Origin of the sequence: Micromonospora sp. DH13 (genome assembly GCF_020873825.1) — a bacterium.
GTDB lineage: Bacteria > Actinomycetota > Actinomycetes > Mycobacteriales > Micromonosporaceae > Micromonospora > Micromonospora haikouensis.
In genome coordinates this window covers 92,828-104,809 of the sequence record NZ_JAHWGR010000012.1, presented here as the reverse complement: position 1 = coordinate 104,809, position 11,982 = coordinate 92,828, and the positions used below count along the sequence as shown (strand labels likewise).

General features: G+C 67.3%; 8 protein-coding genes and 1 pseudogene. 4 read left to right on the top strand and 5 right to left on the bottom strand.

Annotated elements, in window-relative coordinates; translation table 11 throughout:
- The first annotated feature begins 850 nt into the window (after positions 1 to 850).
- From LPA42_RS14315 to LPA42_RS14300, 4 genes and pseudogenes are all read left to right on the top strand, one after another.
- A complete protein-coding gene (locus LPA42_RS14315) occupies positions 851 to 1,816 on the top strand; it encodes an ABC transporter substrate-binding protein (RefSeq protein ID WP_158229438.1) in 966 nt (321 codons plus the stop codon).
- 56 nt (positions 1,817 to 1,872) lie between these two features.
- Positions 1,873 to 2,715, top strand: coding sequence for an ABC transporter permease (locus LPA42_RS14310; protein ID WP_144082701.1), 843 nt, complete (start codon positions 1,873 to 1,875; stop codon positions 2,713 to 2,715).
- Positions 2,712 to 3,557 carry an ABC transporter permease gene (locus LPA42_RS14305; protein WP_077938629.1) on the top strand — a complete coding sequence of 282 codons (846 nt, stop codon included), beginning with the start codon at positions 2,712 to 2,714 and terminating at the stop codon, positions 3,555 to 3,557. The genes LPA42_RS14310 and LPA42_RS14305 overlap by 4 nt, the downstream gene beginning before the upstream one ends.
- A 128-nt stretch (positions 3,558 to 3,685) precedes the next feature.
- Positions 3,686 to 4,216: pseudogene (locus tag LPA42_RS14300) on the top strand (ABC transporter ATP-binding protein); the annotation flags it as partial.
- Between the two features lie 449 nt (positions 4,217 to 4,665).
- Here LPA42_RS14300 and LPA42_RS14295 read toward each other — a convergent pair.
- The 5 genes from LPA42_RS14295 to LPA42_RS14275 form a co-directional block, all read right to left on the bottom strand.
- A complete protein-coding gene (locus tag LPA42_RS14295) occupies positions 4,666 to 5,208 on the bottom strand; it encodes a dihydrofolate reductase family protein (protein ID WP_228986625.1) in 543 nt (180 codons plus the stop codon).
- Positions 5,209 to 6,137: 929 nt separating this feature from the next.
- On the bottom strand, positions 6,138 to 7,760 hold the full coding sequence (locus LPA42_RS14290; protein WP_077938630.1) for a DNA-processing protein DprA: 1,623 nt from the start codon (positions 7,758 to 7,760) through the stop codon (positions 6,138 to 6,140).
- Positions 7,761 to 9,213: 1,453 nt separating this feature from the next.
- Positions 9,214 to 10,776 carry a hypothetical protein gene (locus LPA42_RS14285; protein WP_077938631.1) on the bottom strand — a complete coding sequence of 521 codons (1,563 nt, stop codon included), beginning with the start codon at positions 10,774 to 10,776 and terminating at the stop codon, positions 9,214 to 9,216.
- Positions 10,773 to 11,702 carry a bifunctional DNA primase/polymerase gene (locus LPA42_RS14280; RefSeq protein ID WP_077938632.1) on the bottom strand — a complete coding sequence of 310 codons (930 nt, stop codon included), beginning with the start codon at positions 11,700 to 11,702 and terminating at the stop codon, positions 10,773 to 10,775. The genes LPA42_RS14285 and LPA42_RS14280 overlap by 4 nt, the downstream gene beginning before the upstream one ends.
- A 30-nt stretch (positions 11,703 to 11,732) precedes the next feature.
- A complete protein-coding gene (locus tag LPA42_RS14275) occupies positions 11,733 to 11,972 on the bottom strand; it encodes a hypothetical protein (protein ID WP_077938633.1) in 240 nt (79 codons plus the stop codon).
- Positions 11,973 to 11,982 lie beyond the last annotated feature (10 nt).

Here is an 11,982-nt window from a genome sequence, read left to right as displayed (position 1 = left end):
CGTCGAGGGCGAGGGGTGTGCCGGGGCCACGCGTCGTGCTGCTCAGCGTCTCGTGCCTCTTCGACCACCAGCACGTCGGCCGCCCGCCACGTGGGCGGATGGAGCGGTGGCTGGTGCGAACAGCCCGCCCGGATGTGGGCAGGGTGCTACGAGACGCGGGGATCCCGATCAGAACGGGACGAGCGCCTTCCCAGCCCCGGTGCCGGGGCGGATGGCGGGGAACTCCGGCCCTTTCCAGTGGCCGATCGGCGCGCGGGAGATGGCTGGAACTGCCTCGGGGGGCGTCTCCAAGCTCATGTCCACTCCCGGGTCGACGGGCCGGCGCTGTCTGCTGGAGAAGCTAGCCGCCGCCGCCTGCCCCGTCAACCGGTGAAGACGTATCGTTACGCCTGCTCAGCCTGCCTGTCGGGCGGTCGGGGCGGCCGGCCCTGCCGACTCGCCCCCTCGCGCGATGCGAGATCCCATTCCGCATCTTGACAGGGTTCCTGGTGGCACGTACGTTCGCTCCAAGTCGGCGAGGCGTCAGGGTGCTGCTGGGGTGCAGCCCGTCAGCCTGAACCGACCGGCGACCAACCCTGCTCGGCCATTCCGTGAATCCGCCCGAGGCCCCTTGCGGCACCGGGCCGGATCCCACCGAAGCAGGCACGCGGTCACACACACCCCCTTCCAAGCCAGGGCAAGACGCGTCGAACCGAGACCGCAGGGCGATTCCAGTGCCAGGCGGGCGAGTTCGCAGCGGTGGAGCCCGTATCGCGTCGTAACCGACAAGCGCCTACCCGGCACCGGTCCCTGCTGTTGCCAGCACCGGTGGGAAATGCCGGGTCCCGTGTGGACACATAGGAGTGACAAGATGATTTCACGACGTATCGGTGCGGCGGCGGCCGTCACCGCCCTGCTTTTCGCCAGCGCCTGCGGCGGGGGCGACGACGCCGCCGGCTCCGCGAACGCCACGACGAAGGTCTCCGTCACGACGTTCGGCTGCGAAATCTGGAACACCTGGGCGATCTCGAAGGGCGTCTACGCGAAGCACCGCCTCGACGTCGAACTGGTCCGGTCCGGGGGCGGCTCGGCCGCCGTCGCCGCGGTGCTCTCCGGGGCGGCCGACTTCGGGTACGTCAACGGATACACCGCGATCAACGCCTACAACACCGGCTTCCCCATCCAGATGGTGTCCGGCGCCAACGTCAACGCGCTGCCGCCGGCCAAGCCCGCGCAGGGCGTCTTCGTCGGCAAGGACTCCCCGATCACGTCGCCCGCCGACCTCGCCGGCAAGAAGATCGCGGTCAACGAGATCAACGGCATCAACCAGATCGTGACCGCGAGCTGGCTGAAGGCCAACGGGGTCGAGCCGGAGAGCGTGAGCTTCGTGGCGCTGCCCTTCGCCGAGCAGATCCCCGCAGTGCTCAGCGGGCGGGTCGACGCCGCCCAGCTCGGCTACTCGCTGCTCGGCAACAACAACGACGGCGTACGCAGCCTGGCGGACCCCTTCGCCAGCAGCAACAAGGTCTACATCGCGACCTACGTCGCCGCCAAGAGCTTCGTGGCCAAGGGCGACGCGGCGAAGCGCTTCCACGAGGCGATGACCGAGACCGCCCAGCAGCTCAACGACCCGGCCAACAAGGACGAGTCGTTCCGGTTGCTCTCCGAGTGCCAGAAGGTGCCGGCCGAGACCCTCGCCGCCCAGCCGCAGAACGCCATCGAGGCCGCCGTCGACCTCGCCGCGCTGGACCGGATGGCACAGCAGATGGTCGACCTCAAGATGATGCAGAAGAAGCCCGATCTTGAGCCTTTCGTCACCGACTTCGCCCGGTCCTGAACCGGCGACCGGCGACCGTCAAGGGAGAGGACGTGACAGGGGTGTCGGATGTTCGAGTGAGCCACCCGGTCAAGGCTGATGTCCCCGCCCCGTCGCCCCCCGGCGTGCCCACCGCGGCACGCCGGAGGGGCCCGACGCCCGACTGGGCGTACGGGCTGGCGGGCATCGCGACGATGTTCGTGGTGTGGGAACTCGTGGTACGCACCGGGGCCGTCTCGGCGGACTCCCTGCCGTACCCGGCGGCCACCATGCGGCGGGCCGGCGAACTCCTCGTCGACGCGACGTTCCTGACGGAGGTGGCACAGACCCTGTGGGCCTGGCTGCTCGCCATGCTCGCCGCCAGCGCCGTCGGCATCCCGCTGGGCCTGACCCTCGGCTACTTCTCCGCGTTCTACCGACCCTCGTCCTCGGTCGTGCACGCCGGCCGGTCGATCCCCTCCTCGGCGTTCCTGCCGATCGCCATCCTGCTGTTCGGCCTCGGCACCCAGATGAAGGTGTCGCTGGCGATCTACGCGATCTTCTGGCCGATCCTGCTCAACGCCATGTACGGCGTGCGCGACACCGAACCGCTCATGCTGGCCACCGGCCGGAGCATGGGCTGGGGCAGAACGCGGCTGCTGACGAGAGTCGTGCTGCCCTCGGCCGCCCCGTCCATCGCCACCGGCCTGCGGGTGGCCAGCTCGACGGCGCTCATCGTGGTGCTCTCGGCCGAACTGCTCGGCGCCACCAGCGGGGTGGGCACGGTGATCACCACGTACCAGCAGGCGCAACGACCCGACTTCGTCTACGCGGGGATCCTCCTCGTAGGGCTGCTCGGGATGGCCCTCTACTACGGCTTCAACCTGGTCGAACGCCTGGTGGTCCCCTGGGGCCAGGCCCAACGGGAGAGCGGACGATGAGCGATCACGGTGCGAAGCGGTCGAGCCTGGCCGCCTCGGCGCAGGCGATGGGACGCGGCGTGCAGTCGCTGTGGCTGCTCGCGGCCCTGCTGGCGGTGTGGGAGATCGCCGCCCGGCTGGCCGGGTCCCTGTTCGTCCCGCCGGTGTCGCAGATCTTCGTCGCGTTCGTCGACACCTGGCTCTCCGGCTCGCCGTCGTCGCTCTTCCTCAGCGACCAGTTCCGGGTCGACGTCCTGCCCAGCCTCGCCCGACTCGGCCTCGGCTACGGCGCGGCGGCGGCGATCGGCATCAGCGCCGGCATCCTGATCGGCGTGTGGCGACCCGCCGGAGCGTTCTTCAACCCGTTGATCCGGCTGGGCATGTCCGTGCCGGTGACCGCGCTCCTGCCCATCGCCATCGTGCTCTTCGGCATCACCAGCGGAATGAACGTCTTCCTCATCGCCCTGGGCTGCCTGTGGCCGATCCTCATCAACACCTATGACGGGGTACGGGGACTCGACCGCACGGTGGTCACCGCCGCCAAGAGCATGCGGCTGACCCGACGCCGCTACTTCCTCCAGGTCCTGCTGCCCGGCGCCAGCCCCGCGATCTTCGCGGGAATGCGGATCAGCATCGGGATCGCCCTGGTGCTGATGGTGATCTCCGAGCTGTACGCCGCCACGGCGGGCCTCGGTTTCTACATCGTGAGCCAGCAGCGGCTGTTCCGATTCCCGGAGTTGTGGGCGGCCATCGTGCTGCTGGCGGTGCTGGGCATCCTCTTCAACGCCATCTTCGCCGTCGTCGAGAGGGTGCTGCTCAGCTGGCACCGCAACGTGCGGCCAGAGGGCGCGGAGGGCCACTAGCGGGTCTCGCACCCACAACTCCCCGAGCCGACAGTTCCCCGCGCCCACAACTCCCCGCGCCGCCAACTCCCCGCGCCGACAACTTTCCGCGCCGCCGACGACAACGACATCAGGTAGAGGAGTCCCGGATGAATCCCGTGACGATCCAACCGCACCAACCGGGCCCCGGCACCGACACGCCCGTGCTGGCCGTACAGGAACTCGGAAAGTCCTACCCCTCGCGCAAGGGCGACGTGCTGGCCGTCCGCAGCATCGACTTCGCCGTGCACGCCGGCCAGTTCGTGTCGGTCGTCGGCCCGTCCGGCTGCGGCAAGACGACCCTCATGATGTGCATCGCCGGGCTTCTGCCCATCACCACCGGGGCCGTCATGTTCCGGGGGGAACGCATGTCGGGCCCGCGGGACGGCGTCGCGGTCGTCTTCCAGGACTACAGCCGATCGCTGTTCCCCTGGCTCACCGTCGAGAAGAACGTCGCCCTCCCCCTGCGGGACCGCGGCCTGCCCCGCACCGAGATCCGCGACCGCGTACGAGAATCACTGGAGATGGTGGGCCTGGCCCACGCCGCGGCGCTGCACCCGTGGCAACTCTCCGGCGGCATGCAACAGCGCGTGGCCATCGCGCGGGGCCTCGCCGTACGGCCGGAAATGCTGATCATGGACGAGCCCTTCGCCTCGGTGGACGCCCAGACCCGGGCCAGCCTGGAGGACCTGCTGCTCAAGGTCTGGGCGGAGACCGGCACGACGGTGCTGTTCGTGACCCACGACATCGACGAGGCCGTCTACCTGTCCGACCGGGTGGTCGTGCTGTCGCAGGGGCCGTCCGTCGTCGTCGAGGATCTGCCGGTCGAACTCGACCGGCCCCGCGACCAGATCGCGACCAAGCAGACGGCGCTCTTCGGCGAACTCCGCGAGAACGTCTACTCCCTGGTCATGGCGTCACAGCGGCGCACCTCCCTGTCCGGCGACCCGCACTGCCCCGTCGCACGCCGATGCCCGGTCGCGCCGCCCCGGAACCACCACCGGGAGCGCGACCGGGCACGTCGGCGTCGTCCCTGCGTTGTGGTGCGTCCGGGCAGGGCGCTCCGTCGGACCCGAACCTGCGGCCGCGCTCAGCGCCTGGTCTCGTACCTCGTCAGCACCACGCCGTCAGGGAACGTCCGGGTCTCCACCAGGGTCAGGTTCACCCAGTTGTCGAGGGCCGTGAAGAACGGCTTACCGCCGCCCAGCAGGACCGGGTGGGTGACGAGCGTGTACTCGTCGATCAGCCCGGCGCGCATGGCCCCGGCGGCGAGGGTGGGGCTGGAGATGTCCAGGGAGCCGCCGTCCTCGGCCCTGAGCCGCGCGATCTCGGTGACCGCGTCGCCGGTAAACAGGCGCGCGTTCCAGTCGACCGTGCTGATCGTCGAGGAGAACACCACCTTCGGCATGTCCCGCCAGCGGCGGGCGAACTCGATCTCCGCCGGGGTGGCACTCGACCGCTGGTCGGCGGTCGGCCAGTGGGAACTCATCGTCTCCCACAGCCTGCGCCCGTACAGGGCCGTGCCCGTCGCCCCCACCCGGTCGGACCACCACTGGAACAACTCGTCGCTCGGCACACTCCAGCCGAGGTCGTCGCCGGGCGCGGCGATGTAGCCGTCCAGGCTCAGGTTCATGCCGAAGGTCAGTTTCCGCATCGTGCCAGCCTCTCGTGGGTTGGTGCTCGGCATACAGACCAGCACGGCGCGGAAGAATCATCGGTCAGGCCACACCGAGAGCCGGCTGACCGGAGGAAGAGGCGGCGTGCCCGCCGGGCCCGGTTGTCCTGATCATGGACACCGGGCTGGTGGCCTGTGGTGGGGGATGTGCGCCCGGCAGGATTCGAACCTGCGGCCTTGGGATTAGAAGTGGCATTCACGTTCTGATCCCTGGCTTCATCAGCTTCACCAGCTGCGCAAACTCTTGCTTTGGCCATCCCTGGTTTCTCTGTTGGCCTGCATTTCGCACCACGAGTAGCTCCACGGTCGGCCAGGAAGGTGGGGCGGGGTGCCTTGCGATGCGGTAACCGAACGTAATCCGCCGCCTGAGGTCCACCGATGTGGTTCAAACTTTCTGTACGTCTTCAAGGCGGCCCTGAACGGGCCGCACGCGCCGCCGCCTGGGCGCGCGTCCGGCGCTCCGCTGTCGCTCCACGCCGGGCCACGCAAGACGCCCGTTGGCTGGCGCGGAGAGCGGGATGCCCGGGGCCACCAGCAGACGGTAGCGCCGAGAGTGGCTGAGGTCCGTGGGCCGGCAGCCGGCCGGGACGCGGCGGTCGTGTCGCCGCCGCGCCGTAGGGCGACTCGCTGTCGGCCGTGGTGGGGATACGGCGCGGAGGATGCGGGGCCGCCCCTCCGGCCTCAAGGGCGCTTCGCGTCGCTGCGCGACGGCCCTGCGGGCTGCCCTTGACCCTGGAGCCTCTGCGACCCCTCGGGCCGGCGTTGCCGGCAGGCGAGGGCCTGCCCGAATAGCACGCACCGCATCCCCACCACAGCCTTGCCGTCCGGCCACTGCACGCCCGCGTCAATATCCGCTTGACGTGAGGTGCCGCAATCACACAGCCCGCTTAGTTAACTTGGCTGCGTCCACCGTCTACAAGCTGATCGATCACTTCTGCGGTTAGCTCCTCAGGGCTTGTCAACAGGAGGTCATGGGGCCACCTCATCAGCTCGGCGTGACCGCAATATCCCCAGAGGACGCCTACGCCTTTGACTCCAGCTTTACGAGCCGCCTCTAGGTCCTTCGGCTGATCACCGATATACACGGCAGCATCAGCGGCTACGCCGAAACGCTTAAGAGCGATTTTGATGCCCTCGTCCTTATTTCCGCGGGTATGGTTGTAGGTCAAAACTTCTTCGAACAAGGCCCGAACGTCGGCAGGAAGTGATGCGGCAGCACGACGGGAAGGCTGTGCGGTGATAGCAGCTACCCGTATCCCGCGGTCTTTCATCTCCCGAATCGCCTTCACTACTTCATCAAAAACCCGGACGTTTTGGCATGCATCGACGAATGTCCTGTCGTACTCCCTGCGGTATACCTCATAGGCGTTCCGCACTCCTAGGTCGGCGAGAGCTAGGTGCGGTGCCTTGGTCACAGCAACTGTCTCCGGTTGAATGTCAGCGCCCGTGTACTTCGCCGCAATAGTGGCGATGGCCGCTGCTGAGGCGTCACGCGTATCTACAACCACCCCATCGATATCAAAAAGGGCAGCTTTGGGTTTGACCATGACTGCTTCATTCCTGACATGGAAGAGTGCTGACTGACCAGAATCATCCTGGCCGCTGCTCGACCAGATCTCGCCTAACGTGTCTTCCACTACCTCAACGACCTGGTCGAAGCGTTCGATGACATGTGCACCGCGCCTCACTAGCTCCTCGGCCCAGCCCGTATCCCCGACTCGCAGGTTCCGGCTGAGCAAGAATACTGGCCGGCCGTGCTTAAACGAGAACTCTGCCTGAATAATGGAACCGCAGCCCGGCTTGCCTTCAATGATGACAGTGCCTAGCGCGAGTGTGCACATTACTTCATTGCGTGCAGGAAACATCCAGCGCTGCGGGCCTACGCCGGTCTGGAATTGGCTAATGACTGCGCCATTCCCCGGAATCTGCCCGTAGAGATTCAGATTCTCCTTTGGATATGCATGATCGATGCCATGCGCAATCACCGCGTAGGTTTTGCCTGCCGGAGGCTGCAAAGCAGACCGATGAGATGCGCCATCGATCCCCTTGGCAAGGCCGCTCACAACCGCAATGTCCGCCTCGACGCACTTGCGGGCAAACCTGGTCGCAGCTGCCACGCCTTCATCGCTCGGGTCAACCCTGCCTACAAGTGCCAAGGCGCGTGTTGGCAGACTTTCAATGTCGCCCTTGTAGAAAAGGACCGGAGGTCGTCCTTCCCAGAGCGAGAGATTCTGCGGGTAGTCAGAATCTGACCACAGCTTAAATCCCCCGCCGAGCTTGAGAGTCTGTTCAACAGCCTCCCGATAACGGCTAGCATCGGCCGTCGCTAGAAAATCTCGCACCCGAGAGGGGGTTTTCGCCCCCGAGTTCAAAAACTCTAGCGCATTGCCGGGAGAGCCGAATCGCGTGAGCAGATCGAGCACGCGGCGAGGACCAAGGCCGGGCGCGTCAAGCATCAGCAGGATTTCTGCGGCCTCCGCCTTACGTAGGTCGCTGGCTGCATATGACACAGTTCATCCCCCAACCTCTAGCGCGGACCTCCCCAACGAGTTCCTGGTTATTCAGAAACGTCCACGAGCTGTTAAGCTGTCGCCCTAAGGTGAGCGCTGTAACCGATTGAGCGCCAGCGTGACGCAGCGCTGCAGCCGCACTGGCAATAGACGCGCCTGACGTCCAAGTATCGTCCAATAGTATAACGGATTTTCCTTGAACGCTATTGGATGTCACGATGTAAGCGTCAGGCTTCAATTCTCCCCGTTTGGGGCGAGAAACGGCCCGGTTCCTTGAGATGATGTCGAAGCGCCACTGAAAGGGCGGCTCGCCGCCACCCACGGGAGCAGCTATGCGCTCCAGGTGATCGAACCCTCTCTCAAGATTATCGCTGGGCACGGCCAGTGCCAGGTCAAACGGACCGTAGGCCTTTTTAACGCAGTCGCCATGTCGGGTGGTGAAGTACCACAGCAGTGATCGGAGTGGACCTTCCAGCCACTGGACACCGAAATCCTTGTACCGATGCAGCATCGATTCGAGGCCTTCGTCAAGGCTGTATGTAATGGGTATCAGGGCAGTGACCTCATTACCATAATTTCTGCATTGAGGGCAGCGTGCGAAAGGTGTGCCGTTGTACATTGTGCCCACAGCGCCTCCGCACAGGCTGCAGGAGATTGCCGGCCGTGGTGCCGCCTCCCGGAGGACGTCCTGGCCGAGAAGCCACTGCATCCAGTCAGTCACCGTGGGCGGCGAGCTTGCAAAGACGGGCCTGCTGAAGTCCCGATATCCGGCCACGACTCCCCCTTCCCTAGCGTGCGCGTGATCGTACGCGCAGTGAGGGTCGTGCACGGGGAAGCTCGTACGCATGTTCCAAACCTATGGGTGGGTGTGACGCTCTGACGCGTAGCTCGCTCGGCACTCATAACGGTTCGTGCGGGGCTGCGGTAACTAACGGACGGCCGATGACCATGGCTTTCTGGGGTTTCCCGGGGCAGTAGGAGCCTGCCCAACCAACACTCAGAGCGCCAACCAGGCAGCACCAAATGCACATAGTCGCGTTACCGTCTCACCGGGCAATACGGGCGAACGTGACAGCAGTAAGTGACTTTGGTGGTTCAGGAGATGCCGCCGTGAGCAGCAGGTGGATAGCCTGCCGGTACTGCGCCTTGCCCCAAGGGCAACGACCGGCGAGCAACTTCGCAACGAAGGCGGTTGTTGTTGGGGAGGGCTGAACCATCTCGGCATCTCGGCATCTCGGCAAGGGTGCCGTTGAGCTGCGAAAACGTGTGCCGAGATCGTTTATGGTCCGCTGGTTCATCTCGGCAACCGGGCTTTAATCTCGGCACGAGGTTGCCGAGTTGCCGAGTTGCCGAGATCGGTTTTGGTCCATTGGTTTGATCTCGGCAGGCTGTTTGCCCTGCTAGCTGGCCGGTTCCGCCGAGTTGCCGAGTTGCCGAGATGGTTCAGCGGGTTTCAGTCGTCGTGCTGCTCTACCCAGAAGACGGCTCGGTTACCGCGCTCGTGTTTGCCGGCTCGAACGACGTGGTTGCCGCGCCAGCGTCCGGCCTGCCCGGTGAGCAACCGGCCGAGTTGCAGCGGGTTGGGTAGGCGTCCGGCGTGGGTGGTGATGAACTGGCCGTCCCACGGGTCGTTGATGTCGCTGCCGAGGTGCATCGGCTCGGCGTCGCGGCGTAGGTCGGCGGCGGTCATCGCTCGACTGCCGTGGCGGTCGTGCCAGGTGGTGAGGAACGCGCGCCAGCGCGTTTCGTCTTCGTCGATCTCGCGGACGTCGGCGGCGTTGGTGAGGAACCCGTCGATGCCGTGGTGGGCGAGGAACCCGCCGAGGGCTTGCGCCCACGGGGTGAACTGCCGCATCGATACCCCGGTCACCCGTGGCGCTCCCTGACGGGTCCAGTCGAGGACGAGGACCAGGAGGTGCCACAGGACGGTGAGTTGGTTGGCCGGGTCGGTGATCCACTGGTCGAGGTGCGGGATGCCGAACCCGGACTGATCGCGCAGCTCGGGGCGGGGCATGTTCGGGTCGAGGTGGACGCGAACGGTACGGGATGCCATGTCGCCACCGACCTGGAGGTTGTTGCCGGTGGCCATCCACAGCCGGTCGTTGACGGTGGCGACGTTGCGGGACGCGCCGAGCTGTCGATCCGACCACACGCCAGTGGTGACGAGTTGGGCGAGCACGGCGGAGTCGATGACCGTCCCCTCGGCGAGGTTGTCCCAGATCACCACCCCCACCTGTTCGGCGAGTACGGCAGTGATGGACTTGCGTAGCTCTTCGTCGGAGTACGCCCACGGCATGATCCGCTGCCCGTAGAGCATGCCGGGACCAGCGGTCAGGATCGTCTTCCCGGACGAGGGCATGGTGGCATCGATCAGCGCAAACGGCGTCAGCGAGCGGGTGAAGTGCCGCAGGATCGGCGTCGCCAGCAGGGCCACGTAGTTGGCCCGGTCGGCGGCGCTGGCCCACGGGAAGTCGCGCAGGAACCGGCCGAGCAGGAACGTCCGGGCTTGCCGTACCTGCTCGGCGGTGGGCTCATCCGGCACGGGCGGCAGGGCGACCTTCGACGCAAGGTAGAGGCCGGTGGCCGGGTCGTAGCCGGGCCGCTGCAACAGGGTGCCGTCGCGGCGCAGGACCGGGGCACCGATGATCCCGCGCAGCGGTGGCACGTTCGGCCACGTCTTTGCCGCGAGCACGGACGACAGGATCTCCCTCGGCGGGGTCACCTCCTCCTCGAACACCTCCGGATTGCCGCCGTCGCCCTTGCGGCTCTTGAGCCGGTACACGTAGGCGTGCTCGGCGAGTAGCCCGGCGAGCCCGGCCGGGGTGACCGCGCTGGCTGCGACGGGTAGTGGGGAATCGTCGTCCGGGCCGGTGGTGAGGCCACCGGAGACGGCTTCCATGTGGACCAGCGACCCGGCCGACACGTACGTGTCAGGTAGGACACCGTCGACCAGCGCGGCCTTGAGGACCCGGATGGTTTCCGGCCCTGAACCAACCTGTAACCGGGGGGCGCTCATGCCGCCACCACCCGAGGCTGCCGCGCGCCGACCCGTAGGCCGGACGCGATCGTGCGGGCGATCTCACCCGGCCGCAGCCCGATGGACAGGGCGGCGGGTTCGAGAACCGCGGTGACGTCGTCGTCGGTGAGCGCGCCCCCGGCGGCGAGCTGCCCGAGGGCGACGGCGGACGCGAACAAGGCGTGGTTGCGGCGGCCTTCCGGCGCGGAGGTCAGGTGCGCCACCTGCCGGTGGATCGCGGCGGCGATGTACCGGCCGCGCCGGTCGACGTCGAGGGTCACCGTGACCGCCTGCCGGACCGGCGGCGGGGCGGGCGCGATGAGCTGGCCGAGCCAGTCGGGCAGAGGGGCGGGGTCGACGTCGAGCGCGACGGTGTAGCGCCGGCCGTGGGCGGTACTGCCGGCGGCGACGACGTAGCCGCCGTGGGCGCGGGTGTCGACCAGCCACCCGAGCGCCCCGGCGGTGTTTCGCAGCGTCGGCCCGCTGGAAGGGTGGCGGTAGTAGAGGTGGGTGCCGCCTCGCCCGGTGGTCACCGTGTACGTGGTTTCGATGCGCTGGCCGTGCTGGTGGCAGACGGTGGCGAAGACGTCCACACCGTTGCCGCACAGGTCATGGTCGGCCGGCGGAATCTGACCCGGCTTGGGCACGTCCAGGTCGACCACCACGAGCCGGGACGGTCCGCAGGCGAGGCCGATTCCGTACGGCCGGACCGACCATGCGCGGCGGATGCGGTCGGGGTCGGTGGTGGCACGGGCTTCCCAGCCGAGGTGCCGGCCGGCGGCGCGGCAGCGGGGGTCGGTGCGGTCGCACCGGTCGGCGGCGTGGTTGGGAAACGCGGGCCGCTTGTCGTCGGGGCGCAGCGGGAAGACGTGCCATCCGCGTGCGGCGTGGGCGAGTGCGGCGGCGAGCAGGTCAAGGTGGGACATGGTGCCTCCGATCGGTGGGTGCGGGCGGGGTCAGCGGCGGTGGGTGAGTAGCGCCCAGATCACGAAGCCGGCGACCGCGATGACGGCGGCGGCGGTGAGGGCAGCGGTGGTGAGGTCGCGGATGAGCCATCCGGTGACGCGGGCGCGGGTGAGGGCGGCGTCGGCGTGCCACGCGATGCGTTCGACGCGGCGGCCGAGGGGGATACCGAGAGTGACGCCGAGGATGGTGCCGAGGGCGAGTGCGGCGAGCGCTACGGCGGCCGGGTTCATGGCTGCTCCC